The sequence below is a fragment of the Streptomyces stelliscabiei genome (genome assembly GCF_014873495.1).
Taxonomy (GTDB): domain Bacteria; phylum Actinomycetota; class Actinomycetes; order Streptomycetales; family Streptomycetaceae; genus Streptomyces; species Streptomyces bottropensis.
The window spans coordinates 245461-269876 of sequence record NZ_JADBGF010000001.1 but is presented as its reverse complement, the minus strand read 5'-3'; the positions used below and the strand labels follow the sequence as shown (position 1 = coordinate 269876).

The following is a 24416-nucleotide window of genomic DNA, read 5'->3' as shown; positions in this document are numbered from 1 at the left end:
TCTCAGTTCGGTGTTGTCGTCGCCTGCGGTGCCGACACGATGCCCCGCGCGAGCAGGGCATCGATCTCGTCTGCGGTGTACTCGAGCTCGGCGAGCACCTCGGCGGTGTGCTCTCCGACGTGGGGGGCACGCCTCCGGATGAGCGGGTCGTTCGCGGCGAAGCGCACGACCGGTCCGCGTTGCCTCTCGGTTCCCCCCTCGGCGAGCTCGACCGTCTGCCACCAGCCCCGCTCGTGCAGGTCGGGATCCTCGAGCAGTTCGTGACCGCTGACGACCGCTGCGGCTGCCAGGCCCGCCGCCTGCAGTTCTGCGGCGGCCTCCTCCCGGGTGCGTCCGGCGGCCCACGCATCCGTGGCACGGCGCAGCGCCTCGTCGTCGCCCTCGTCGGCGTCACCGACGACCGCGTGCAGGCGCGAACGGTCCTCGCGGGTCTCGAGCGAGACCGCGACCCACTGGTCGTCGCCGAGGCAGCGCGAGAGCCATCCCGGTGCGCCCGGCGCATTGTTGGCGTCGGGCTGCGGGTTCGGGGCGCCGAGCGACGTGGCGAGGATGTGGTCTCCGAGCAGGCTGGTCACGGTCTCACGCTGCGACATGTCGACCCACCGGGCTCGACCGTCGGCCCGGGCGGCCATCACGGCCGCCAGGATCACCGCGGGCGCGAGGGAGTTGGCCGTTTGGTCGGGATAGTTGATCCGGCCACTCGACCACGTCGGAGTGTTCGCGTCGTATCCGCTGAGCGATTGGATGCCACCGAGGGAGTCCAGGGTCGTGCCGAACGAGGTGAAGCCCCGATTGGGGCCGGTGGCGCCCTGGCTGGAGATCGAGACGAGAACGATGTCGGGGCGCAGAGCAACCAGATCGGCGAATCCCAACCCGAGCCGCTCGATCGCTCCCCGGCGGAAGTTCTCGACCACGACATCACTGCGACTGATGAGCCGGCGGGCGATCCCGTGCCCCTCCTCGGTCTTCAGATCCACCGCAAGGCCCCGCTTGTTGCGGTTGGCGACGCGGAAGGGGGGGAAAGCGAGGTCGCTCGAGCCGCCCTTGTCGCCGGTGAAGCCCAGCCGGTAGAGATCCGGCCGGTTCCCGCTCTCGATCTTCACGACGTCCGCTCCGAAGTCGGCGAGCACCTGCGTGGCCGCCGCTCCCGCGGTGACGATCGAGAGATCGGCGACCTTCAGCCCCTGCAACAGCCCGCTCATACGGCATCCTCCTCGTCGAGATCGTCGATGGTCCGAACCATCCACGGGGCGTCCGGGATCTCCCCCGATCCCACCCCGGGCACCTCGACCCGCTGGAAGAAGTCGCGCGCGCGGTACTGGGGAGAATCCAGCAGATCCGACATCGTCGCGACGTACCCCGACGGGATGCTCCTCGCCTGTGTGTGGGCGTACAGCTCTTTCTTCGACATCGGAAGGGTGGTCTCCTCGACGAACTCTTTGAGCTCTCTCTCGTGGAGCGCTCGAGAACGGCTGGTCGCGAAACGGGGATCGTCGAGGCGCGGGTCGCCCAGCATCTCCTTCACGCCGTCCCAGTCGCGGGGGGTGAAGAACAAGCCGAAGTGCCCGTCGCGCGTGCGCGCGACCAGCGGTCCCCCGCCTTCGTCGCCCCGCCGTTCGATGGGCCGGCCGGTCTGAAAGGTGCTGGCGATCTTCCACTCCACGTGCGTCGCCGCTTCGAACTCCGACGTCTCGAACGACGTGGCCTGGCCGGTCGACTGACGGTGGAAGAGTCCGATCATCACGCCGTCCAGGACGAGCAGTCCCGCCGTCGCCTGCAGGGGGTGACTGCCCAGGCGCACCGGCTCGCGGCTCGCCGAGCCGATGAGGTTCATGAAGCCGCCCGCTGCCTGCAGGAGGAGTTCGTTCGAGCGCAGGTGCGTGCGCGGTCCGTCATCGCCCCACGCCGTCACATGGCCGATGACGGCCCTCCTGGCCCGGCGACGCACGTCGTCGAGGTCGATCCCTTTCTCGCTCCACCGCGAGGTAGTCCCGGCGATGAGCACGACGTCAGCGTCGCCCAGCAGGTCGTCGAGGCGCGCGCGCCTCGGGCGCGCGCGGATCAAGGTCGATGGTGTCCTTGTTCTGACGCAACCAGACTCCGGCCGCCGACGGGCCGTGCTCATCGTCGCCGAGCCGCGGCCCGAGAGTGTCGAGTTCGGCCTCCTCGCCGGTGGGCACCACGCGCGTCACGTGGGCGCCCAGTCGCTCGAGGAAGCGCCCGGCGAGAGCCGTCGAGAACATCTCCCCCAGCTCGACGACACGCGTAGAGGCCGGGAGCAGCCCGGTGACACGCGTCGAGTCGGCGGTGCTCACGCTCCCTGCCCCACTCCCCGGTGACCGCGCAGGAACGCTGCGATGCCGTCGCGGGAGGCCGGCGTCTGCCCGCTGACGATGCGACCCGTCATCTCGGTGTAGGCGATCGCGTCGTCCCACGAAAGGTTCTCCATCGCCTGGATGGTGCGCTTGCCCCAGTCCAGCGCCACCGGGTTGAACGTCGCGAGCTGCTTGGCCCAGTCCGTGGCCTCGGCCAGCAGCTGGTCGTCGGGCACGACCTTGTTGACGATCGCCATGCGAAGGGCCTCGTAGGCGTCGACCCGGCGCGCCAGCAGGATGATCTGTGCCGCGTACTTGGGCGCGAGCCGCTTCACCGCCGCCGGGCCGGCGTGAGAGGGAAATCCTCCGAAGCCCATCTCCGGTGCGCCGATCTGCGCCGATTCCGCCGCGATGGCGAGGTCGCAGCTGTGGATGAGCGTCGATCCTCCGCCGAGGGCGTAGCCGTTGACGGCGGCGATGAAGATCGCGGGATGCGAGCGGATGTCGGCTTGCACCTCGGTCCAGTAGTGCGTCTGCTGGCTGGAGCGCGAGGAGAACCCGTCTCCCGTCTGCTCACTGAGGTCGACTCCGGCGCAGAAGGCCGGGCCGGCACCCGTCAGGACGACGGCCTGCTTGTCCCGGACCACGGCCAGGGCTTCGCGCAGCTGTCGCACCGCCTCGCGGCTCATCGCGTTGCGCTTGGCCGGGCGGTTCAGGGTCAGCACGGCGTACCCGTCGTGGTCATCGATGAGCACCAGCGGCTCGTCGGGATTCTGCGTCTGTGCAGACAAGGGAGCTTCAGTCATGATCATCCTCGGTCAATCAACTAGATAGTTGAAACATAGTGGAGCAGCGAAAGTTCCGCAACGACGAGGCCCCTGGCGACACGGAACCGTCCAACCCGATGGTTGAATGACCTCATGTCTTCTTCTTCGACACGCGCGTCCACGGAATCGGAAAACGCCTCCGCGCGCGAGCGCATCCTGGACGTGGCCGTAGAGGAGTTTTCCTCGAAGGGGTTCGCGGCGGTGCGCATCGACTCGATCGCTGCGCGGGCCAACGCGAACAAGCAGCTGATCTACTACTACTTCTCGTCGAAGTCGGGCCTGTACGACGCCGTCCTCGATCGGCTCGTCGACACGTATCGACCGATGTGGGCCGCGATGCGCGAGGGCAGCCTCGACGACATGATCCGCCTGCGCGCCCAGCACGCGCGCGACGGCATCATGTGGCGGCGCCTCTTGGCCTGGGAAGGCCTGGAGTACTGGGAGAACCGCGACAGTCCGGTGCATCGCGAAGACATCCGCAAGGCCGCGTACGACAATCAGCGGGAAGTGCTGGAGCGCGCGCAGCAGAGCGGCGCGTTCCCCGCCGACGTCGATGCGCGCTTCGCCTCGCTGCTGCTGATCTTCGCCTCGTTGGGCTCCGCCGCCTTCCCCCAGATCACCAAGCTCGTGACGGGGCTCGAGCCCGACGACCCCGCGGTCGCCGACGGGGTCGATCAGGTCATCGCTGCGCTGCTGGCGCGCACCTCAGAGGATCAGCGCCCCTCCGGCCCCAGCCAGTAGGCCTTGACATGGGTGTACTCGTCGAACAGGTCGAGGCCCATCTCGTGACCGACACCGCTGTTCTTGCGTCCCCCGAACGGCACGTTTCCGCTGAAGGCGCGCCAGGTGTTGATCCACACGACGCCGACGTCGAGTCGCTCCGACACGCGGCGCGCCCGGTCCACGTCCGTGGTCCACAGTCCGCCCACGAGGCCGTACTCGCTCTCGTTCGCGATGCGCACGGCCTCGTCATCGGTGGCGAAGGTGATGAGCGAACCGACGGGGCCGAAGATCTCCTCCCGCCGCAGGCGCGACTGCTCGTCCGGGGTCTCGTACAGCGTGGGTTCCACGAAGAGCCCCCGGGCGATACCGAACGGCTCCGCTCCGCGGCGCCCACCGGCGACGAGCCGCGTCGTGGACTCCGACTCGGCGACGTCAAGGTAGCCGCACACCTTCGCGTACTGAGGGCGCGACGCGATCGGCCCGATCGCTGTGCCGGGGTCGAGCGGGTCGCCGATGGGTAGCGCCGCCAGGGCCTTCGTGAGCCGCTCGAGCACCTCGTCCTTGACGTCTTCGTGGACTAGGACGCGCGAGCCCGCGTTGCAGGCCTGACCGGTCCCCGCGGTGAGGCCGACGACGATACCCTCGACGGCGCGATCCAGGTCGGCATCCGCGAAGACGATGTTGGCCCCCTTGCCGCCCAGCTCGAGGGTCGTGCGAACGAGACGGCCGGAGGCGGCCTGCGCGATCCGGCGACCGGTCGCGGTCGAGCCGGTGAAGGCGATCTTGTCGATCCCCTCGTGCTCGACGAGCGCCGCGCCCGCCGCGCCAGCGCCGGTGACGACACTGATGACGCCCGGGGGGAAGCCCGCCTCGACGGCGAGCTCGACGAGCCGGACCGTCGAGACCGGAGTGACCTCGCTCGGCTTCACGATCACCGCGTTGCCGACCGCCAGGGCCGGGAACAGCTTCCACCCGAGCAGACCGATGGGGTTGTTCCACGGGGTGATCGCCGCGACGACGCCGACGGGCACCTTCGTCGTCCACGCCCGGTGCCCCGGCATCATCGGGGTCACCGTGTCGCCGTGGAGCGTCGTGGCGTAGTGCGCGCAGAACTCGATCGCGTTGGCGATCGAGCCCATCGCCAGGGTCATCTCGGTCAGCGTCTTGCCGTTCTCGTGCACCTGGATGCGCGCGATCTCCGCCACATGCTCGCGCACGAGAGCCGCCCAGCGCTGGAACAGCGCGAGGCGCTGGAACGGGGAGGTCGCCGCCCACGCGGGTTGGGCGGCACGGGCAGCCGCGACGGCGCGGTCGACGTCGTGCGCCGACGCTTCCGGGACGTACCCCCACTCGGCTTCCTCGTACGGGTCGAAGCAGCGGAAGACGGCGCCGTCGGCGGCCTGCGTGCTGCGACCGTCGATGATCATTCCGTATCGCCGTTCCGGGTCCATCTCCGGGAAGCGGGTCGGGGCGGTGGCGGGTGAAGTCGTCATCGACCGGCCTTTCTTCGATGCGGCGAGGGCCACCACGGCCACTTCAACCGCTTAGTTGATTTCTTCATACTAGGGCCGTCATTCGACACCGTCGAGTCTCGCGGTGGTCGATCGTCGAGGACGCGCCCTCAAGGACCTGCTCGGCGGTCGCACCCGCCAAGCCGGGTCGCGCGCGGCCGACGCCGACACAGAGGAGCCACCGTGGACGAGCCGTTCGATGCGCGCCGAGCGGATGACCATCACCCGCACCCGGGTAGGGTGGTCGCCTTGCTCGCCGTGGCGGGCCTCGGATCGTCGTTCGCCTTCACCGCGATCACCCCCATCCAGGCGCACCTGCTCGACCTCTTCGCGTCGGGACGCGAAGAGACCGCGTGGGCCGTCACGGCGACGCTCCTCGTCGCGGCGGTCCTCACCCCGATCTCGGGGCGGCTGGCCGGCATGATCGGCAAACGCCGCGTCGTGCTCGCGCTCCTCGCGCTGCTGGCCCTCGGCTCCGTCGTCGTGTTGGCGGGCGCACAAGAGCTGTGGATGCTCGTCCTCGGCCGCGGACTGCAGGGGGCGACGACCGGCATCATCCCGGTGAGGATCGCCATCCTCCGCGACACCGTTCCCGCGCGCCGCCTCGACACCTCGATCGCTCTGATGAGCGCGACGCTCGGCGTCGGAGGCGTCCTCGGACTGCCGATCAGCGCGATCGTCAATCAGCTCACCGGCTGGCGCTGGACGTTCGGGGCGACCGCGGTTTCGCGGCGCTCGTGGTGGCGGCCGTCCCCGAGAGCGCGCGGCGCAGCGGCGGACGGTTCGACGCCCTGGACGCGGCGGGGTTGGCCCTCGTCACCAGTGCGCTCCTGGTGCTGCTGTCCTACGGGGCCACGTGGGGTTGGACCTCGCCGGCCACCTTCCTCACGTCCGCGGCGGCGCTGATGGTGCTGGCCGGGTGGGTCGTGACCGATCTGACCTCGTTCGCGGTCGGGTTCTCGCTCTTCGCCTCGAGCATCGTCCATCCGCAGCTGCTCGAGAGGCCCCAGAGCGTCGGAGGTTTCGGCCTGTCGCTCATCGGGGCCGGCGTGGTCACGATGCCGCCGGGAGTCATCCTTGGCCGCCGGGAGTCATCCTTGACAGAGACCGGGCGGCGCGCAACGCGGCGACTCGGGAATAGCGGTGCGGCGCGAGCCGCGGAAAGACGAGGGGCCGGGCGCTTTCGCACCCGACCCCTCGCGCGACGGCTCAGACCGTCAGCGCGACGGCGGCGTCACTGACGACCGCTTTGCCCGCGAGGCGCCCGAAGGTCATCGACCGCAGGCCCGAGCTGCCCGCGGGGTACTCGTTGTAGAAGATGCCGGCGATCTCCCCCGCCGCGTACAGGCCGGGGACCGGCTTGCCCGCCGGGGTGAGCACGCGGCTCGAGCCGTCGACGCGGAGCCCCCCGTAGGTGAAGCAGATGCGCGGGGCGATCGGCCACGCCGAGTAGGGCCCCTCGGTGAGAGGCGCGGCGAAGTTGCTCTTGGCCGGCGACAGGCCGCGCGTGCCGATGCCGTCCAGGGGCGTGAACGGGTTGATGATGTTCCCCTGGACCGCCGCGTTGAACTCCTCCACCGTCTGCGTGAGGGCGGCGGCGTCGATGCCCAGCTGCGTCGCGAGCTCCGCGATCGTCTCGGCCACGACGGGTTCCGCCGCGCCGTCGTTCATCGCGGTCGCCCAGGGCACGGTGCGCTGGGCGCCGACGTCGATGATGGCGTACGCGGTGCCGATCTGCTTGCGGAAGATCTCGTTGGCCACCCGGTCGAACTGCAGGTCGTACCCCTGGCAAGCCTCGTCCATGAACCGACGGCCGTCGCCGTCGACGAGGATGCCGTAGTACCACGCACCCACGAGCGGTTCCGGACCGGTGACCCGCGGGTCGCACGGCTCGATGTGCGCACCGTCGAACTGTCCGGCCGTGTCCGCTCCCGCCCCGACCGCCATCCGGATGCCGTCGCCGCGGTTGTTGTCGGTTCCCGGCGACACCGTCGTGAGCTGGTGTGCATTGGGAAGGTAGCGGGTCAGCATCTCCGGGTTGCCCTCGAATCCGCCGCACGCCAGCACGACGGCGCGGGACTCCATCGTGACGATGGCGCCGTTGAGGGCCGTCACGACGAGACCGGCGATCGAGCCGTCTTCGGCCACGACGAGCTCGCGCGCGGTCGTCTCGTAGAAGAACGAACCGCCCGCGGCGGTGATTCGGGGCACGTACGCCTCGATGACCGCCCGGCCGCCGCCCTCGATGTTCCAGCTGTGACCCGACGGCGAGAAGGGGCTCGGCGAGCTCGGGGTACGCACCCCCGCCTCGCGCAGCCACCGCAGCGTGGTGGGCACGTTGCTGCCGAACGCCTCGATGTAGTCCTCGTTGGCGCGGGCACCGGCGTTCTCCCGCACGTTCCGCTGCCACGACGGGTCCAGCTCTCCGTCGCCGGTGAGTCGCAGGTACGCGTGCGTCCACGCCGTCGAGCCGCCGCGGTCCGCCGCGGCGGCACGCTCGAGCACCGCGACCCGGAGCGACCGCCCCTCGGCTGCCGCGTCCTCGAGGGCGGCGCGCGCGGCGGACAGACCGGCGAAACCGTGTCCCACCACGACCAGGTCCCACGGACCCTTCAGTTCATCGATGATCCCCATGATCACTCTTTCTTGTCGTCGCTGACAAAAGCACAGGTGACTTCGAGGTCGGGCACGTCGCACGATCGAGCCTGTGCGGCGACCATAAGGCCGCTCGAGCGCGACTACAACTATCTAGTTGATTGAAATCAACTAGATAGTTGACCGCGTGTCGCTCGCGTGCGAGGCTCGACGCACTGCGCCGCCGACCCGAGGGATTTCATGAGCCAGCTCGACCACAGCATTGCCGAACGACACGCGCGCCTCCTGCGCGACGAGTTCGTCGCCGTTCGCGACGAGGCCGCCGCACTCGGCCTCCCCGCCCCCAGGTGCATCGGGAGTCGTTAACACCAGTTCCACGTCATGAGTTGCGGCCCAGTCCCGGACATCGGCCGAGAAGGTGTTGGCGATGACGTAGAGCTTGTCGTCGGGCCAGCGGACTCGCAGCGACTTCAACAACCCGAGGAACTCCTGACGCCGCTTACGATCACGGATCCGGTAGTGGATCTTCCCGGTAGCCAGATCCAGCACACCGAGCAGGTGCCGAACACCGCGGGTGCGGTGGTAGGTCGCCCGCAACCGCCTTGGCTTGTGCCGCGGGAACCAGCCCCGACCAGGGAGGGGTTCCAGCCCTGACCAGCCCGGGGTTGCGAGGAAGCGCTCTCCCTGCGGGGGAGGCGCCCGCGAGGTCGGCATTTCCGCACCCAGCGTCTACCGGCACTTCAAGAACAAGGCCGAACTGGTGACCACAGTGCTCGACGTCACCTACCGCGCACTGGCCGTCGTGATGAGCGAGGCCGGCGGGTCGGCCGCTACCGGCTGATGTTCAGCCTGGAGTACGAGCCCGACCGGCCACCGGCCACCGACCACCGACCACGCCTACCTCGCCGAAGTGGTCCCCGGCCGTCGGGCCGAGGCGCAGGACCTGGGTGTCCACCTGTGGACCGCCCTGCACGGTCAGCTCGTTCTGTGGCGCACCCTGCCGAGTTCCGCCGCCGGCAATGAGGCCATCCTGATCGAACTGGAGGAGTCCTTGCTGCGACGCCTGCTCCCGGTACCGGAGGTTCCGAGCCCCGCGGAGTGACAGGCCAGGTCGGCACCCTGCTCCCGGAAGGTGGACGAGGTCGCCCGATCATGCGCCGCTCGATAAGTCATCGCGGCACCTCACGCGGCGTGCCTGTACTCGTTGATGACTCCGCCGCCATCTCGTCGCTCGCGATCCGATGGGCCGCATGAGCGAGCCGGTCGAGGTCCCGCGACGGCCCATTCAGACTCCGGCGACTGCTGCGGTCCGGAGGGCGTCGGGGGTGGTTCCGGTCCAGGTGCGGAAGGCGCGGTAGAAGGAGTTGGTGTCGTCGTAGCCGAGTAGGTAGGCGATTTCGGCGATGCGCATGGTGCTGTTGCCGAGGTAGTGGCGGGCCAGGTTTTCGCGGGTCGTGGCGAGGATTTCCTGGAAGCTGGTTCCTTCGAGCTGCAGTTGTCGTTGCAGGGTGCGGTTGCTGACGGCGAGGTGACGGGTGACCGCGGTCATGGAGCTGCCGCCGGCGGGAAGTGTTTCGTGCAGCGCGGCCCGCACCCGCTCGGCGACGCTGGCCGTCGCCTGCAGGTCGGACAGGCGTCGGCGGAGTTCCGGGGCGAAGAACCGCCAGAGTTGCTCGTTCTCGGTGAGGAACGGGCGGTTCGCGTCGGCGGGCGCGAAGGTGATCGCGTGCGTCTGTCCCTTGTGGACTTCTACGCCGAGGTAGTCGTCCAGGCCGGCGTGCTCGGCAGGCAGCCAGGGATCGACGGCCCGGACCGGCCGGACGTCGTGGCGGGTCGCGATCCGGGCCAGAGCGACCCAGAACACCATCTCGGCGGCGGCCAGCTGGGGCGGCGGGGGCGTGTCCGGCGGCCACCGGAAGCTGATCGTCAAGCCTTCGTCGCCGTTGTCGAGCCGCAGGTGCAGGGGGCCGATGAGGGGCTTGTAGAGGGCGATGCGCTCAGCTGCGGTCCGCAGGTCGGGGCTGCACAGGGCGGCGAAGATCGGCGGGTTGAACATCTCGACCGAGATCGACCGGCCGATCGCGACAGCCAGGTCCGGATCGCCACTCTCGGCGTCGAGCGCCTCCCACAGCCGGAAGTACTCCTCGAGGGGGAGGTCGACCGGGCCGCGGCCGAACAGGTCGGCAGGCAGCTGGGCGCGCCGGAGCACCCGGGTGGATGACACGCCGAGGTCCTTCAGCAGGGCTTTGATGCTGGGATCCAGGGTGAATCGTCCGGTGCTCACGACGGGAGCGTAACGGCCGCCGACAGGCCTGTCACCAACAGATGGCGCCATTCCTCTCGCCAAACGCGCCGCCGAAAGCTGGCGTCATATGCAAGTGAGTTGGCGCACCACGCTAGTGCCTGGCCGCAGATCCACTTCTAGCGTTCACGGCGAAAGGTCACCACGTCCACCGAAAGGATCGCCACCATGACCCGCAAGGTCGCACTCGTCACCGGAGCTTCGTCGGGGATCGGCGAGGCCACCGCGCTCAAGCTGCGCGAGGCCGGCTACACCGTCTACGGCGCGGCGCGGCGTGTGCAGCGCATGCAACACCTGACCGAGCAGGGGATCCGGCTGCTGGCCATGGACGTCACCGACGACACTTCCATGCGGGAAGGCGTCGAGAAGCTCATCGCCGACACCGGCCGGCTCGACGTCCTCGTCAACAACGCCGGCTACGGTTCCTACGGCGCCGTCGAGGACGTCCCCCTGCAGGAGGCCAGGGAACAGTTCGAGGTCAACGTGTTCGGCGCGGCGCGCCTGACCCAGCTTGTCCTGCCGCACATGCGGGCGCAGCGCTCGGGAACCATCGTCAACATCACCTCGGTGGGTGGCCGCATGTGCACCTCACTGGGAGGCTGGTACCACGCCACGAAGTACGCGCTGGAAGCGCTCAGCGACTGCCTGCGCATGGAGCTCAAGCCCTTCGGGATCGACGTCGTGGTGATCGAACCGGGCGGGGTCAAGTCCGAGTGGGGCGGCATCGCCGCGCAGAAGGCCCGGGCCGTCTCCGGCACCGGCCCGTACGCCCCGCAGGCCAACGCCGTGGCCGACTCGCTCAGTTCGGAGGCCAACGAACGCCGCCTGTCCTCGCCGGACTTGATCGCCAAGACCATCGTCAAGTCCGTCCGGGCACGCCGGCCCAAGACGCGCTACGCCGTCGGCTTCGGCGCCAAGCCCATGATCTTCCTGCACAACACGCTGCCCAACCGCACCTTCGACGCCTTCATGCGCCGCGCCACCGGCGTGCCCGCGAACTACGTGCCCGCGAACAACTGACGTATGCCACACCCGATCGATCCGGCACGGCACGCGCGGACCGCCCCCGGCACTTGATCCCTTTCCCCTACGCCTTGCCGAGCACGTGTACCTGTGCGGGCACAACTCGCCGCACACCGCCCTGGCAAAACAGGACCGGCTGACGGCTTCCTGTTGACGTTGATCCCACCGCCTTGGTCGGCTCCCGGGCCTCCTTCCCGAGTTCGCATGGGACCCGGATACAGAATCCACCGGGCTTAGCACGGAAGGGGGCCCGGCCCTCATATCTTCAGGTAGGAGCGGTTCTTGCCTTCTCGGCCCAGTCATCAGCGAGCTGGTCATAGTCCTCATCACTGAGGTAGTCGGAGGCCGCCCTAGGACCTCGCGATTGCCGTCTTCGGTGATGCCGGTGGCGACGACGACGGCTCGGGAGACGAGGCTGAGCGATCGGTTCACCGTGATCGCCGCGCATCAGCGCTGTCATGGCGAATCCTCAGGCGAGTATGTGGACTTCAGCGTCGACCAGTCGGCGCGTGACATCGAGGACCTCATCGACACGCTCGACCTCAGAGATGTCGTTGTGGCCGGTCACAGCCTCGGTTCCCGCGTTGCGCTGCAGATAGCCGCAGACCGGCCGGATCGCACGCTCGGGGTCGTTCTCCTCGATGGGAGCAGGATGGCCGATCTCACTGACGTGTCTGATCTTACGGACGAGCAGTTCAAGGGCTTCGTGCGCAGCGCCTTCGCTGCCTTGCACACCGACCCGGACGCGAAGGGCCGCGCCAAGATGCTCGCGGAAATGGACCGCACGCCCGCCCCGGAGTTCATGAGCTACGGTCAGGCCATCGAGCACTGGGACTCAACCAGTTCGACGCTGCGATCGACCGCATCGGGCCGACCGTTCCCGTACTCGCCCTGCAGGCGACCTACGTCGACGCCGCAACCCCGATGCGTCGTGTTCGCAGCGACGAGACCTCCACGCCATACCTGGACGATCTTGCCGGTCGCATCGCGGACTTCCGAGCCGTTCTCATTCGCGATGCCGGGCACTTCATCATGGACGAGGCAGAGGCGGTCGTGAACGACTCGATCGCAAAGTTCGTCACCAACGTCGCGCTTCGCTCGGCGGGCGTAGAACGATGACGCCCACCTATCGGTAGCTCCTCGAGACCTTGCGGGTCCGCTTCGGCAATGCCAAGAAGGGAGGGCGCCACCGAAACGCCGCAGAGCGCTGACCGTCTGGCAGGGTTACTGGGGCGGGTGAGCCGGAGATGAGCCGTAGCAACCAGGCGGCGGGGACAGCGGACTGGCCCCGCCGCGGTGGGCTTCTAGACCTTCACCATGAGCTTTCCCTCATTGCTGCCGTCAAGCAGCAGAGAGATCGAGTCCGGTGCGTTCTCCAAGCCCTGGATCATGTGAGAGCGGGCGGTGAGGGAACCGTCGAGGTACAGAGTGCGCAGGACGGCGTCGAACTCCTCGTAGCGGTCGGCGTACGCGGCGGCCACGTAGCCCTCCATGCGGGCGCACTTGTACAGCAGGAGCGGGACGTTGGTGAGGCCGTACGCCGCTTCGGGGCCCGAGAGGTCGTACTGCGACATCGCGCCGCAGACGACGATCCGGCAGTTCCACGCCATGTTCGCCAGAACAGCGTCGAGGATCGGGCCGCCGACGTTGTCGAAGAAGAGATCCACACCCTGCGGGCACTTCTCGGCGATAGCCGCTCGCACGTCCGCCGTCCGGTAGTCGATGGCGTCGTCGGCTCCGAACTCCTCCACGATCTGGCGGCACTTGCGCTCCCCGCCGGCGATGCCGATGACCCGGCAGCCCCTCGCCTTGGCGATCTGCACTGCGAGCGACCCGGTCGCCCCCGCCGCCGCGGAGACGACGACCGTGTCCGAGGGCTTGAGCCGGCCGATCTCGACGAGGCCGATCGCGGCCGCCCGGCCGACGTGGGAGAAGACGGACAGATACGCCTCTTCGGGGATGCGTTCGTCCCGGTCGTGGCGCTGGATGTACCGGGGGTCGGCGAGGGAGTACCGCGCCCAGCCCCACAGACCGCTGACCAGGTCACCCCGCTCGAACCCCGCGACGCGTGATGCGACCACCTCTCCCACGGCCGCGCCGATCATGACGTCGCCCACGCCGATCGGGATGAGCGTCGTTTCGGGGTCGAGCTTGAGCCAGTTGCGGGAGGTGGGGTCGATGGAGAGCAGGGTGGTTCTGACCAGGACTTGACCGTCGGCCAGCTCAGGCACTTCGCGTTCCTCCCAGCGCAGGCACTTGGGGTCGTACTTGCCCACGGAAGCTTCCGCGACAACCCAGGCATGAGTCTTCATGAGTATCTGCTTTCTTCGTGGGCGTCACCGTTGACGCCTGGCTCAGGTGACGCTGAATCCGCCGTCCGCCGCCAGCACGTGCCCGGTGACGAAGTCGGCGTCGGGGGAGACGATGAACGCGATGGCGGCGGCGATGTCCTCGGGGCGGCCGAGGCGGCCCACCGGTGTGCGGGTCTTGCGGAGTTCGAACCCGGAGTCGTCGACCACGGCCCTGGCTCCCTCGGTGGGCACGGAGCCGGGCATGACGGCGTTGACCCGTATCCCGTCCCGGCCCAGTTCGCCCGCCGACTGCAGGGTCAGGCTGGTGACCGCGCCCTTGACCGCCGAGTACAGGGCGCCGCCGGGAACACTGCGTATGGCGGCTGGGGAGGACAGGTTGACGATCGCTCCGCCGCCCTGTGCCTTCATGACGGGGATGGCGGCCTGCATGGTCCAGATCGAGGACTTCACCCCGATGCCGAACATCGCGTCGACGGCGTCCTCGTCGAAGTCGACGAGGGGTGCGTACTTGATCCACATGGCGTTGTTGACCAGCGCGTCGATACGTCCCAGGCGCTGGTGGATGTCGGCGAACGCGGCCCGGACGGCGGTGCGGTCGGTGACGTCCAGGGCCAGGGCCTCGGCCTGTCCGCCCGAATCCCGTACCCTTTCGGCGCAGTCGTGCGCGCCCTGTGCGTCGAGGTCCGCCGCGACGACGTGGAAGCCGTCCTTGGACAGCCGAGCGGCGACGGCTCGGCCGATCCCGCGTCCGGCACCGGTCACCACGGCGACCTTGGAAGTGATGGTCATTGATCGTTTCCTTGAGGAGATCTTTGACGGAGTGGGGAGTCAGACGAGCGAGACCTGGAGACGTGTGACCTCCGTAACCGCGTTGTTCTCCCGGGTCGTGAAGTCCTCGGTGAGCCGTAGTCCCGGGAAGCGCTGGGCAACGGCCAGCACCGCTTCGTTGATCTCCAGGCGCGCCAGGTGTTGGCCCAGGCAGTTGTAAGGGCCGGCGCCGAACATCATCTGCCGCACGGTCGGACGGTCCAGGCGCCAGGTCCCGGGGTCGTTGAACACCTCGGGGTCCCGTTGCGAGGCGCGGACCGACACGTACACCCAGGCGCCGGCTTCGATCGGGAACCCGTCGATCTCCACGTCCTCGGCGGCGAGCCGGAAGATCGTGTTGAAGCGCGGGCGCAGTCGGATGGCCTCTTCGGTGGCGGCGGGGATCTTCGCCGGATCGGCGACGACGTCCTGCCAGCGGGAGGGCTCTTCGAGGAGCTTGCCGAAGGTGATGCCGATCTGGTGGACCGTGTTGTCGATGCTGGCCGTCAGGATGGCCACCGCTTCTGCGTGGACCTCCTCCTCGGTCAGATCACCGGCCTCCTCCTGCCTGATCATCGCCGAGGTGAAGTCGTCCCCGAGGTCCCGGCGCCGGGCCCCGATGTGGTCACGGGCGAGAGCGATCGCCTCCCAGGTGGCGTCGATGAACTCCTGCCTGCGGTCGAGTTCGTTGTTGAGTAGCGGGCCGAGCACGCTGTCCGAGAGCCGGGCCACCGTCGGGGCCAGCTCGACGGGGGCCGAGACCAGGTGGCAGTAGAGGCGGGAGGGGATCTTCCACGCGAGCCCGTCGAGCAGAGCGACGTCGGTGGGGTCGTCGACCTCGTCGAGGATGTCGTGGACGGTCTGCCGGACGGTGTCCTTGAGCTTCGAGATCTGCATCGGCCGCAGGAGTTTCGCCAGCGGCACCCGCATCCGCTTGCGCTGATCGCCCTCGGTGGTGGTGACGACCTGGTTCCAGAACCTGCGGAGCTCACCGTCGACGATGCCCAGGTCGTCGAGCCGCTTCAGGAACGAGGGGCCCTTGAGGAGGGACGGGTGCTCCAGGACGCCCAGGCCGGGGCCGTACCTGAGCACCTCGTAACCCCGGTCGCTGCGCGCGATCCAACTCTTGACACGGGCCTTTTCCAGTTCGCGCAGATCGGTGGTGCCCGCGGTGATCCAGGGCACGTCGGTGAGGGTCATCGGTGGCTCCCGGGTCACAGGGCGGCGCCGACGACGATGTCGGCGAGTCGTTCGAAGCGTTCGATGTTGCGGGCCTGGGGCAGCAGACCGGCGGTCAGGCCGACGAACGTGATGTCCAGCTCGGGATCGATCCAGAAGACCATGCTGCCCGCACCGTAGTTGCCGAAGGTCTCCGGCGAAGTGAGCGTGCCGAGCTGGTGGTTGACGAGCTCGGAGCCGCGGACGTTGAAGCCCAGGCCCATGTTGGCCGGGGGCGGCGGGTAGCCCGCGCGCAGGGCGACCGCCTTGTACAGCTCGTTGGGCAGGTCCCCGGTCCACACCCGACGGGCCATGCGCACGGTCCGGGGGGAGAGGATGCGCGCCTCCCCGAGGGCGCCCTCGCCCCGCAGCATCTCGGCGAGACGGAACAGGTCGCCCGAGGTGGAAGAGGCGCCCGCCCAGGTGCACTCGTTGCGCTCCGCGGTGAAGAGCCCGAACTCGTCGTCGTTCTCGTGGGACAGCACCTTGATCGGGACGGTGCCGCGCGTGTCGGGGACGAGGTGCCGGGCCCGGGACTCGGGGCGGATGCCCAGAGTCGTGTCGCGCATGTCCAGCGGGTCGAAGAGGTCCTGGTGCAGGATCTCGGTGATGGAGCGTTGCTGCGGGTCGGTGCGGACCAGGGCCGTGGCGAGCAGGGCGTGGTTGGCCATGGGCGCGTAGTCGCACCGGGTGCCGGGCTCGCTGGTGCCGTGGATCAGCTCGCACACGGCGGCGAACGTCTCGTCCAGACGGTCCCAGGGCTGCCCGGCCTTCGGCTCCCAGACACCCGGCATGCCGGTGGTGTGAGTGAGGAAGTGCAGGATCGTGGCCCGGTCCCGGGGCGGGCCGGCGAACTCGGGCACCAGGTCGACCATCTTGGTGGTCAGCCCGAACTGGCCCCGCTCGACGGCCCGTAGCACGAGGACATTGATGAACGCCTTCGTCACCGAGAACACTGAGAAGACGGAGTCCGTGCGGACCGGGACGGTGCCGTCGGCATCGCCGTGGCCGATCGCGACGTCCAGGGCGGTCTCCCCGCCCCGCGCGATGCGGAAGGCGCCGCCGTAGTAGAGCCCTGACCGCACATCACGTTCGACGACCTCGCAGAAGTGGTCTAGGCGGTCCTGGGCGAAACCTGTCTGGCCCATCGGTGGGTGTTCTCCTCACAAGTTCCGGAACTAGAGATCGAGTGCGATCTCGGCGGTCAGGGCCCTGGAGACGCAGATCAGCATCGTCTCGCCGATTCCCTTCTCCTCGGCCGACAGCACCGAATCCCGGTGGTCCGCCCGACCGCGGAGGATCGCCGTCTCGCAGGTGCCGCACGTGCCCTCGCGGCACGAGTAGTCGACGGGCAGCCCGTGCCGCTCGGCCACGTCGAGGATCGACGCGTCGGCGGGCACCTCCGCCGTGATCCCGGAGCTCGCGAAGGTCACGGTGAAGGGCCGGTCGACGGAGGGGCCGGGCTCCCGGGGCGCGAACCGTTCGACGCGCAGGCTCCCCGCCGGCCGAGAGGTCATGGCGGCCTCCACGGCCCGCAGCAGGCCTTCCGGCCCACAGGCGTACATGAGACAGTCCTCGTCGACGCCGTCGAGGAGCTTTTCGATGTCGGCGACGCCGGACTCCTCGTCGACGTGCACACGCACATGCCCGTCGAACGGGCCCAACTCGTCGAGGAACGCCATCGATTCACGGGACCGGCCCAGATAGGTGAGCCGCCAGTCCGTTCCGCGCTCCACGCACTCCCGCACCATCGGCAGGATCGGTGTGATCCCGACGCCGCCCGCCATGAAGTGGTGGCGGGCGGCCGGGACCAGCTCGAAGTTGTTGCGCGGCCCGCTGACGGTGATGTGCTCACCGAGGTGCAGGTGCTCGTGCACCCAGGCCGACCCGCCGCGCCCGGCCGGTTCGAGGAGCACGCCGAGGCGGTACGTGGTGGGGTCGGACGGGTCTCCGCACAGCGAGTACTGGCGTTCCAGACCGGTCGGCAGATGCAGCGTCAGGTGAGCGCCGGGAGCCCAGGCCGGCAACGCGGCGTCCTCCGGGTGCTCCAGCACGATCCCGGCCACCGTCGACGAGGCGGCGAAGCGGTCCCGTACCCGCAGGCGCAGTTTGTCGATGGTCACGGCCTGGCCTGCTCGGGTGCCGGGCCGCCCTTCAGCCATGCGATGCGCTGCTCCAGCGCTGCTACGGAGTCCTCAGGGCGTACGACGACGAAGAACCGGTTCTCGTGAAGAGCGTCCACGACCAGCTCGGCGAACTCCGCGGGCTCCAGCCCGATCTGGGCGGTGACCGCGCGAATCGTGTCCAGCACCTTGCCGCGCAGCGCGTCTCCCTCGCTGGAGGGAACGTTCTCGGGCCGGTTGCGCTCCGCCTCCGGCATCCGGGTCTTGGCGATCGGCGCGAGGAACGACACCCGCACGGATTCGTTGTTGGCCCGCAGCTCCATGTCGAGGCTCTCGCTCAGACCGAGGACGGCGAACTTCGACGTGATGTACGGGGCAAAGGTCGGCAGCTGGGCCGAGAAGGAGGCACCGGAACCGGTGTTGACGATGTGCGCCTCCTCCTGCTGCCGCAGCAGGGGCAGGAAGACCCGGCAGCCGTGGATGACGCCCCAGAGGTTGACGTCCAGGACCCACTTCCAGCTCTCCGCCGCGATGGCGGAGAACTCGGCGCCGGTCTCGACGCCCGCGTTGTTGCACAGGACGTGCACGCCGCCGAACGCCTCCACGGCCGCGTCGGCCAGCCGCTGGACCTCCTCCTCAAAGCGCACGTCCGTACGGACCGCGATCGCCTCGCTGCCCCGGGCACGGATCCGCTCGACGGCCTCCTGCAGGGGCGTGTCCTCGACATCGGCGAGGACGACCTTCATCCCCTCCTTCGCGAACCTCTCGGCCAGGCCCAGGCCCACACCACTCGCGGCTCCTGTCACGACGGCGACCTTGCCCCGCAACGACTTCATCGTCTTCCTTCCGTCATTACCCGGTGGTGAGGTGATCCTCGAATTCCTGCCGCATGGCGCCGTAGCGCAGAACTACGCGTTGGCAGTACGCGTTTCGCCCGCGGCGGCCGCCGCCGGCTCGTACTTGCTCGGGATCGTCGACACGTCGAACTTCTCGTTGCGGACCGGATCGACGAGGTACGGGAAGCGGGCGACGGTGGCCCGGATTTCCTTCTGGCGGGTGCCGGGATCGCCCCACAGCACGACGACCTCGGTGCCCTCGTCGGCGACGGCGGTCTCCACCGTGGCGAGCGAGAGCATCTCGCCGGAGTGCACGCTGAAGCACCGGCCGGACGACGTGCCGACGTCCCGCCCGCCCACCAGGACGCGGTCCGCCCACAGGCTCTGCTGGTGCTCGCGGTCGCCGACCTCGTACATGAAGTGATTGGGCATGTTCATGTACGGGTGCTCCGCGCCCTTGCGGAACTGCGACTGGTACACATCGGCGATGTCCTCGGGGTTCCAGACCAGGGTGACCATGGTCCTGGCCGCCGCCGCGGCCTCCCGCGCCAGCGCCTCGCACCCGATGAAGTCGTGGTCGAACTTGACCATGTGCCCCCAGCCCAGCTCGTACGGGGTCCGGTACCGGCGGTCCAGGTCCTTACCCGCGCTGCCGTGCAGCCGCAGGTCCTTGCCGATCGGCGGGAAGCCGAGGCCTGCGAAGAACGCCTGGAGGTTCTCGTCCTCGCCCCAGGGCAGCGGGAAGTGGTAGTACATCTGCCCGAAGCCGCCTTGGGTGTGCTGGCACATGTAGGCCTGCACGCCCATCTTGCGGATCCCGTACTCCTCGCCGGCCGCCATCAGCGCCTCGTACACGGGGATGGCGTGTTCCACCGGACCGTGCACCTCGTAGGCGAGGGTGCCCGACATGCCAATCCGGATGACCCGGACCTCCGCGCCGGCGATCGTCGCCAGGCGGTGCCGGAGGAACTTGATGTCGTGCAGGTTCTCCTCGGCGGCGCCCTCCAGCACCTCCAGCGAACGCGGGCCGCTGAGCTGGAAGAGGAAGACCCGGCCGGTGAGGTCCTCGGCGGTCACATCGAGGTCGGGGCGCTGCGCCAGCCGGTAGCCCAGGTAGGGCGAGAGCCAGTACGTGACGAAGTCGTCCTCGGCCAGCCGCAGCAGCATCCCGTGCGCGGCGACCCGGCCCTGATCGTCCGTCATGATCGCGTGCCGGGACGCGCCCACCCGGAAGGTGGCGAGGCTGTTGACGCACACACTGGACAGGAAGGCCAGCGCGTCCGGTCCGGTCAGCCGCAGCGTCGGCGAGGGGTTCAGGTGGCCGTGCAGCGACACGGTCGTCGTCGCGGCCAGCACCTCGTCCCGCCAGCCCGTGTACTCCCACGCCTCCGCGTCGCCGCCGAAGCACCAGGCCGCCGTCTCGTGGAACTGGACGATGGGGTCGTACGGCACGAACGGGGTGTGGGGAAAGGTCTTGCTCTGCGGCATCTCGGCCATGTCGAACCTCTCTGGCTCGGTGCGGTACGACGCTGTGGTCGGCACCGGTGAACGGCTCCCTCTCCCTGGATGAAGTCCTGCGGAGAAGTCCCGTGGATGCTGCGCCCGGCCCAGGACCGCCAGATAGGGCAGAACTACGCGTTAGCGGTACCTGCTCCAGGTACGAGGCCCGCCGCGGGACGCAGGCGTCGGTTAGCGTGCGACGGCAGACAATCGTCGGCTGTCAGCTGTCAGACATCTTTGCGGGCCGCTGGGCAGACCGACGCGGGGACACTTCGAAGGACGACGCATGACTGCAGGAAGACTCGACGGCACCGCCCTGGCCCGCCAGGTGAGCGAAGAGGTCGCGAAGGGAGTGGCGGCGTTCCGGGCCGCGGGCGGTACGACGCCCGGACTCGCCACCGTGCTCGTGGGCGACGACCCGGCATCGGAGGTGTACGTCCGCAACAAGCGTCGGCTGTGCGTCGAGGCGGGCATGCTCGACCTGCACCGCCGTCTTCCCGCCACTGCCGAGCAGGCCGAAGTCGCAGCGCTCATCGACGAGTTGGCGGCGGACCCGGCCGTCTCCGGCATCCTGCTCCAGCTGCCGCTCCCGGCGCACCTGGACGCACCGACGCTGGTCGAGCGCATCCCGGCGGCCAAGGACGTCGACGGCCTGACCACGACGAGCGCCGGCCTTCTGGCCCAGGGGCGCCCAGGCCTGCGCCCCTGCACCCCGGCCGGCGTGATGCGGATCCTCGACGCGTACGACGTTCCCCTGGAGGGAACCCACGCCGTGGTCGTGGGCCGGTCGGTGCTCGTGGGGCAGCCCATGGCACAGCTGCTCCAGCAGCGGAACGCCACGGTCACCGTGTGTCACTCGCGCACCCGCGATCTTGTGGGGATGTGCCGGTCGGCCGACGTCCTCGTGGTGGCCGCCGGCAAGCCGGGGATCATCGGCGCCGATGCGGTCGCCCCGGGCACCACCGTGATCGACGTCGGCATCCACCGCGCCCCCGACGGTCTGATCGGCGACGTGGACGCACCGGCCGTCGCCGAGGTCGCTGGCCTGCTGACCCCCGTGCCCGGCGGAGTCGGCCCGATGACCATCGCCATGCTGCTGTCCAACACCCTGGCGGCCGCGACCGCCGCACACCCGAGGGACTGACATCGTGCCCCCAGCGCCCCGTAGCCGCCCGTTGTTCTCCGCAGAGCGATCCGCCGAGGTCGTGACCCAGGCCTTCAGCGACACGCCGGATGCACGACTGCGTACGGTGATCACCGCACTGGTCGAGCACCTGCATGCCTTCGCGAAGGAAGTCGACCTCACTCAGGCGGAACTGGACACCGCGATCGACTTCCTGACCCGGACCGGCCACGCCTGCACCGACGTACGGCAGGAGTTCCAACTGCTCTCCGACGTCCTCGGCATGTCGATGCTCGTCGACTCCCTCGACCACGCAGGCCCCGGCCCGACGACGACCGAGTCGACGGTGCTCGGCCCGTTCCACATGGTCGACTCCCCGCCGCGCGCCCTCGGCGACTCCATCTCCCTCGCCGAGGGCGGCGAACCCACCCTGGTCACCGGCCAGGTCCTCGGTCCCGACGGCCGCCCGCTCGGAGGGGCGCTCATCGACGTGTGGCAGGCGGATGAGAAGGGGTTCTACGACGTCCAGCGTCCCGGCGAGGTCCCGGACCGCAATCTGCGCGGCCTGTTCACCTGCGACGAGCAGGGCCGGTTCCACTTCCGGACGATCCTGCCCGCGGCTTACCCGATCCCCGACGACGGCCCGGTCGGGCAGCTGCTCGAAGCCACTGCCCGGCATCCCTACCGACCGGCGCACATCCACTTCATCGTCGGCGCCGAGGGCCACCAGCCGCTGACCACCCATGTGTTCGTCGCGGGCTCCGACTACCTGGACTCCGACGCGGTGTTCGGGGTCAAAGAGAGTCTGGTGCTGGACTTCGAGGAGGTGAGCGGAGGCGAGTTGGCCGCCGCGCACGACCTCCCCGTGCCGTTCCGGCACGCGCATGTCGAGATCGCCCTGCGACCCGAGGAGGGATGAGGGTGCCTGACCTCCCGAAGGACGTGTTCGTCCACGAGCAGCGAGCGGGCCGGGTGGTCTTCCGTGACGGCGCGCTCGACGACCTCGCGGCCGAGACGGACCGGCTCGGACTGACCAGGGTGGCGGCAATCGCCGGCCCCCGCCATGCCGGGCGCACGGCGGACGTTCTCAGTTCCCGGCTGGTGACCGCCGTCGAGGACGCGCGTATGCACGTTCCCGTGGAGCAGGCCGAGGCGGTGCGGGCCCAGTGTGCCGACGCGGAGGCCGACGGACTCGTGGCCGTGGGCGGCGGCTCGGCGGTCGGCCTGGCCAAGGCCGTCGCGCTCACCCTGGGCATCCCGATCGTGGCCGTTCCGACGACGTACTCGGGCTCTGAGATGACCCGGGTGTGGGGCATATCCCGGGACGGCGTCAAGCGCACCGGCCGCGACCCCGTGGTCGCGCCGCGCACCGTCCTGTACGACCCGGCCCTGTTCGCCACGTTCCCGGCCGTACTGGCGGTCCCCTCGGCCTTCAATGCCCTCGCGCACGCGGTGGAAGCGCTCTACGCCCCGGACCGCACGCCCATGACCGACCTGGTTGCGGGGGAGGCGGTACGGCGGATCATCGGTGCCCTGCCACGACTCGCGACCGATCCAGAGGCCCGGTCGGAGGCCCTTCGCGGAGCGTGGCTGTCCGGGGCCGCCCTGGACTCGACCACGATGTCCCTGCACCACAAGCTGTGTCATGTACTCGGTGGGCTCGGCCTGTCGCACGCCTCGGCGCACACAGTCGTGCTGCCGCACGTGCTCGCCTACAACGCCGGCGCCGCCCCGCAGGCCGCGGACGTGGTCGCAACGGCCCTGGGCAGGCCGGGCGCGGAGGCCGGTCTCGCGCTGCACGAGCTCGCCGTGACCATGGCGGCACCGACCCGGCTGCGCGATCTCGGACTGCGCCACGACGCCCTCGACGACGTGGCCCGCGGCGTGCTGGCCTCCCCCTACGCCAATCCGGCCCCCGTGGAGGAGACGGCGGTGCGCGCCCTTCTCGAACGCGCGTGGCGCGGTTCCGTTCCCGGCAGTCTGTGACCGCGGCCGCCGAACCCGTGTGCCGGACACACCCGTGTGACGGACAGGTAGAGGCGCCGCTGACCACCCGGGTCATCTCTCCGTTGGTCAGCGGCGCCTCAGTGCGCAACTTGTGTTCGCGCCAAGTCAGCCGGAGACGCCATCCCACGGGTCGTGCGACACCTGAACCATGAGCTTGCCCTGGTTGCCGCCGGTGAGGAGCAGCTGCAGCGCGGACGCCACCTGCTCCATGCCGGCCACGACGTGCGGACGGTGCCGGACGGCCCCGGTCATGGACAGCCGACCCAGCTCACCGAAGATCGCCTCGTAGCGGTCGACGTGGTCCGGCGGGATGAAGCCCTCCATCCGGGCACTGGCCAGCACGAGGCGGAACGTGTTCTTCAGCCCGTAGTGCTGGGACGGATCGGGAAGGTCGTACTGCGACATCGCCCCGCACAGCAGCACGCGCGCCCGCTTCGCGAGGTGGAGTAGGACGGTGTCGAGCATCTCGCCCCCGACGTTGTCGAAGTACACGTCGACACCCTCGGGGCACAGTCGGCCCAGTGCCTCGTCCACACTCTCCGAGCGGTAGTCGATGGCACCGTCGAGTCCGAGGTCGTCGAGCAGGAACCGGCACTTCTCCTCGCCGCCGGCGATCCCGATCACCCGGCAGCCGTAGGCCTGGGCGATCTGTGCCGCGATCGTCCCCACCGCCCCGGCGGCAGCCGAGACCAGGACCGTCTCGCCCGCCTCCGGCTTGGCGATCTCACCCATCCCGATCATCGCCACCAGGCCGATGTGGGAGAAGACGGTCAGGTGGGCACTCAGCCGCACCCCGGGCTGCCGCTCGATCCTGGTCGGCGGAATCGGCCCTCCGGCACCGGTCGTGAGGACCGGATGCGTCGACCAGTCCGCCAGCGCGGAGACGACGTCGCCGGGCGCGAAGTCCGGTGCGCGCGTCTCCTCGACGACACCCAGGACGACGCCCTTCATCACGTCGCCGACGTCGAGGGGCACGACGTACGCCGCGTCACCCAGGCGCAACTGCGTGAGGTACGAGGGGTCGAGCGAGAGGTACACGGTGCCCACCCGGATCTCGCCCTCTTCCAGGGGGCGCTGCGGCCGCTCCTCCAGGCGCAGGCAGTCCGGCGTGTAGTGGCCCACCGAGGGTTTCTGGATGACCCAAGCCTGTTCGCGGGGCAGCTGTTCGGCGCTGCTCGCCGATGCGGTGGCCAT

General features: G+C 69.4%; 25 protein-coding genes. 9 read left to right on the top strand and 16 right to left on the bottom strand.

Going from position 1 to position 24416, the window contains the following annotated elements; translation table 11 throughout:
• Nucleotides 1-2: 2 nt before the first annotated feature.
• From H4687_RS01190 to H4687_RS01175, 4 genes are read right to left on the bottom strand one after another with little or no spacing between them, the layout of a single operon-like run.
• Nucleotides 3-1202: a CaiB/BaiF CoA transferase family protein gene (locus tag H4687_RS01190; RefSeq protein WP_046915452.1), complete on the bottom strand. Its 1200-nt coding sequence runs from the start codon at nt 1200-1202 to the stop codon at nt 3-5.
• The gene (locus tag H4687_RS01185) at nt 1199-2065 is read right to left on the bottom strand and encodes a CoA transferase (RefSeq protein ID WP_046915453.1); all 867 of its coding nucleotides are present in this window, start codon (nt 2063-2065) and stop codon (nt 1199-1201) included. Before H4687_RS01185 ends, H4687_RS01190 begins: the two co-directional genes overlap by 4 nt.
• Nucleotides 2010-2315, bottom strand: coding sequence for a CoA transferase (locus H4687_RS01180; RefSeq protein WP_046915454.1), 306 nt, complete (start codon nt 2313-2315; stop codon nt 2010-2012). The genes H4687_RS01185 and H4687_RS01180 overlap by 56 nt, the downstream gene beginning before the upstream one ends.
• Nucleotides 2312-3121, bottom strand: a complete 810-nt coding sequence (locus H4687_RS01175) for an enoyl-CoA hydratase/isomerase family protein (protein ID WP_159026147.1) — start codon at nt 3119-3121, stop codon at nt 2312-2314. The genes H4687_RS01180 and H4687_RS01175 overlap by 4 nt, the downstream gene beginning before the upstream one ends.
• Before the next feature lie 114 nt (nt 3122-3235).
• On the opposite strand from H4687_RS01175, the gene H4687_RS01170 reads away from it, so the two are divergent.
• Nucleotides 3236-3883 (top strand): TetR/AcrR family transcriptional regulator, encoded by a 648-nt coding sequence (locus H4687_RS01170; protein WP_078907534.1) that lies wholly within the window; start codon nt 3236-3238, stop codon nt 3881-3883.
• On the opposite strand, the gene H4687_RS01165 is transcribed toward H4687_RS01170, so the two are convergent.
• The gene (locus H4687_RS01165) at nt 3856-5358 is read right to left on the bottom strand and encodes an aldehyde dehydrogenase family protein (protein WP_050399425.1); all 1503 of its coding nucleotides are present in this window, start codon (nt 5356-5358) and stop codon (nt 3856-3858) included. The genes H4687_RS01170 and H4687_RS01165 overlap by 28 nt on opposite strands.
• Nucleotides 5359-5559: 201 nt before the next feature.
• Between H4687_RS01165 and H4687_RS01160 the strand changes: the two genes are divergently transcribed.
• Nucleotides 5560-6282, top strand: a complete 723-nt coding sequence (locus H4687_RS01160; protein WP_078907533.1) for an MFS transporter — start codon at nt 5560-5562, stop codon at nt 6280-6282.
• A gap of 303 nt (nt 6283-6585) precedes the next feature.
• On the opposite strand, the gene H4687_RS01155 is transcribed toward H4687_RS01160, so the two are convergent.
• The gene (locus tag H4687_RS01155) at nt 6586-8010 is read right to left on the bottom strand and encodes an FAD-binding protein (RefSeq protein ID WP_046915457.1); all 1425 of its coding nucleotides are present in this window, start codon (nt 8008-8010) and stop codon (nt 6586-6588) included.
• Nucleotides 8011-8142: 132 nt separating this feature from the next.
• On the bottom strand, nt 8143-8568 hold the full coding sequence (locus H4687_RS01150) for a hypothetical protein (RefSeq protein WP_159026149.1): 426 nt from the start codon (nt 8566-8568) through the stop codon (nt 8143-8145).
• A gap of 10 nt (nt 8569-8578) precedes the next feature.
• On the opposite strand from H4687_RS01150, the gene H4687_RS46030 reads away from it, so the two are divergent.
• Together H4687_RS46030 and H4687_RS46025 are read left to right on the top strand one after the other, a co-directional pair.
• Entirely contained in the window at nt 8579-8812 is a 234-nt protein-coding gene (locus H4687_RS46030; protein ID WP_225966545.1) for a TetR/AcrR family transcriptional regulator, read from the top strand.
• Nucleotides 8813-8881: 69 nt separating this feature from the next.
• Nucleotides 8882-9073 carry a hypothetical protein gene (locus H4687_RS46025; RefSeq protein WP_050399397.1) on the top strand — a complete coding sequence of 64 codons (192 nt, stop codon included), beginning with the start codon at nt 8882-8884 and terminating at the stop codon, nt 9071-9073.
• A 183-nt stretch (nt 9074-9256) separates the two neighbouring features.
• Here the strand turns inward: H4687_RS46025 and H4687_RS01140 are convergent, their stop codons facing one another.
• Nucleotides 9257-10255, bottom strand: a complete 999-nt coding sequence (locus tag H4687_RS01140; RefSeq protein ID WP_046915458.1) for an AraC family transcriptional regulator — start codon at nt 10253-10255, stop codon at nt 9257-9259.
• A gap of 186 nt (nt 10256-10441) precedes the next feature.
• Here H4687_RS01140 and H4687_RS01135 point away from each other — a divergent pair, with 186 nt between their 5' ends.
• Nucleotides 10442-11293, top strand: coding sequence for an oxidoreductase (locus H4687_RS01135; protein WP_046915459.1), 852 nt, complete (start codon nt 10442-10444; stop codon nt 11291-11293).
• A 388-nt stretch (nt 11294-11681) separates the two neighbouring features.
• On the top strand, nt 11682-12353 hold the full coding sequence (locus H4687_RS01130; protein WP_159026150.1) for an alpha/beta fold hydrolase: 672 nt from the start codon (nt 11682-11684) through the stop codon (nt 12351-12353).
• 247 nt (nt 12354-12600) lie between these two features.
• Here the strand turns inward: H4687_RS01130 and H4687_RS01125 are convergent, their stop codons facing one another.
• The 7 genes from H4687_RS01125 to H4687_RS01095 all read right to left on the bottom strand — a co-directional run bounded on the left by H4687_RS01125 (nt 12601) and on the right by H4687_RS01095 (nt 20134).
• Nucleotides 12601-13608, bottom strand: a complete 1008-nt coding sequence (locus tag H4687_RS01125) for an NADP-dependent oxidoreductase (protein WP_063778526.1) — start codon at nt 13606-13608, stop codon at nt 12601-12603.
• A gap of 42 nt (nt 13609-13650) precedes the next feature.
• A complete protein-coding gene (locus tag H4687_RS01120; protein WP_046915462.1) occupies nt 13651-14397 on the bottom strand; it encodes an SDR family NAD(P)-dependent oxidoreductase in 747 nt (248 codons plus the stop codon).
• Between the two features lie 39 nt (nt 14398-14436).
• Complete coding sequence (locus H4687_RS01115) at nt 14437-15615, bottom strand: cytochrome P450 (protein ID WP_050399396.1); 1179 nt, start codon at nt 15613-15615, stop codon at nt 14437-14439.
• A 14-nt stretch (nt 15616-15629) separates the two neighbouring features.
• A complete protein-coding gene (locus tag H4687_RS01110) occupies nt 15630-16781 on the bottom strand; it encodes a serine hydrolase domain-containing protein (RefSeq protein WP_046915463.1) in 1152 nt (383 codons plus the stop codon).
• A gap of 30 nt (nt 16782-16811) precedes the next feature.
• Nucleotides 16812-17756: a PDR/VanB family oxidoreductase gene (locus tag H4687_RS47920; RefSeq protein ID WP_046915501.1), complete on the bottom strand. Its 945-nt coding sequence runs from the start codon at nt 17754-17756 to the stop codon at nt 16812-16814.
• Nucleotides 17753-18592: an SDR family NAD(P)-dependent oxidoreductase gene (locus H4687_RS01100; protein WP_046915464.1), complete on the bottom strand. Its 840-nt coding sequence runs from the start codon at nt 18590-18592 to the stop codon at nt 17753-17755. The genes H4687_RS47920 and H4687_RS01100 overlap by 4 nt, the downstream gene beginning before the upstream one ends.
• Before the next feature lie 72 nt (nt 18593-18664).
• Nucleotides 18665-20134 carry a hypothetical protein gene (locus tag H4687_RS01095; protein ID WP_050399394.1) on the bottom strand — a complete coding sequence of 490 codons (1470 nt, stop codon included), beginning with the start codon at nt 20132-20134 and terminating at the stop codon, nt 18665-18667.
• A 244-nt stretch (nt 20135-20378) separates the two neighbouring features.
• Here H4687_RS01095 and folD point away from each other — a divergent pair, with 244 nt between their 5' ends.
• From folD to H4687_RS01080, 3 genes are all read left to right on the top strand, one after another.
• Nucleotides 20379-21236 carry a bifunctional methylenetetrahydrofolate dehydrogenase/methenyltetrahydrofolate cyclohydrolase FolD gene (gene folD, locus H4687_RS01090; RefSeq protein ID WP_046915465.1) on the top strand — a complete coding sequence of 286 codons (858 nt, stop codon included), beginning with the start codon at nt 20379-20381 and terminating at the stop codon, nt 21234-21236.
• A 61-nt stretch (nt 21237-21297) separates the two neighbouring features.
• A complete protein-coding gene (locus H4687_RS01085) occupies nt 21298-22134 on the top strand; it encodes a dioxygenase family protein (protein WP_233443630.1) in 837 nt (278 codons plus the stop codon).
• Between the two features lie 2 nt (nt 22135-22136).
• A complete protein-coding gene (locus H4687_RS01080) occupies nt 22137-23201 on the top strand; it encodes a maleylacetate reductase (protein ID WP_233443629.1) in 1065 nt (354 codons plus the stop codon).
• Between the two features lie 126 nt (nt 23202-23327).
• On the opposite strand, the gene H4687_RS01075 is transcribed toward H4687_RS01080, so the two are convergent.
• Nucleotides 23328-24416, bottom strand: a complete 1089-nt coding sequence (locus H4687_RS01075; protein WP_050399393.1) for an NADP-dependent oxidoreductase — start codon at nt 24414-24416, stop codon at nt 23328-23330.

Coding starts and splice junctions, on each gene's coding strand:
- H4687_RS01175 (WP_159026147.1), bottom strand. CDS start 3,121: ATGACTGAAGCTCCCTTGTCTGCACAGACGCAGAATCCCGACGAGCCG.
- H4687_RS01075 (WP_050399393.1), bottom strand. CDS start 24,416: ATGGCCACCGCATCGGCGAGCAGCGCCGAACAGCTGCCCCGCGAACAG.
- H4687_RS01120 (WP_046915462.1), bottom strand. CDS start 14,397: ATGACCATCACTTCCAAGGTCGCCGTGGTGACCGGTGCCGGACGCGGG.
- H4687_RS01125 (WP_063778526.1), bottom strand. CDS start 13,608: ATGAAGACTCATGCCTGGGTTGTCGCGGAAGCTTCCGTGGGCAAGTAC.
- H4687_RS01110 (WP_046915463.1), bottom strand. CDS start 16,781: ATGGGCCAGACAGGTTTCGCCCAGGACCGCCTAGACCACTTCTGCGAG.
- H4687_RS01100 (WP_046915464.1), bottom strand. CDS start 18,592: ATGAAGTCGTTGCGGGGCAAGGTCGCCGTCGTGACAGGAGCCGCGAGT.
- H4687_RS01115 (WP_050399396.1), bottom strand. CDS start 15,615: ATGACCCTCACCGACGTGCCCTGGATCACCGCGGGCACCACCGATCTG.
- H4687_RS01190 (WP_046915452.1), bottom strand. CDS start 1,202: ATGAGCGGGCTGTTGCAGGGGCTGAAGGTCGCCGATCTCTCGATCGTC.
- H4687_RS01165 (WP_050399425.1), bottom strand. CDS start 5,358: ATGACGACTTCACCCGCCACCGCCCCGACCCGCTTCCCGGAGATGGAC.
- H4687_RS01170 (WP_078907534.1), top strand. CDS start 3,236: ATGTCTTCTTCTTCGACACGCGCGTCCACGGAATCGGAAAACGCCTCC.
- H4687_RS01135 (WP_046915459.1), top strand. CDS start 10,442: ATGACCCGCAAGGTCGCACTCGTCACCGGAGCTTCGTCGGGGATCGGC.
- folD (WP_046915465.1), top strand. CDS start 20,379: ATGACTGCAGGAAGACTCGACGGCACCGCCCTGGCCCGCCAGGTGAGC.
- H4687_RS01155 (WP_046915457.1), bottom strand. CDS start 8,010: ATGGGGATCATCGATGAACTGAAGGGTCCGTGGGACCTGGTCGTGGTG.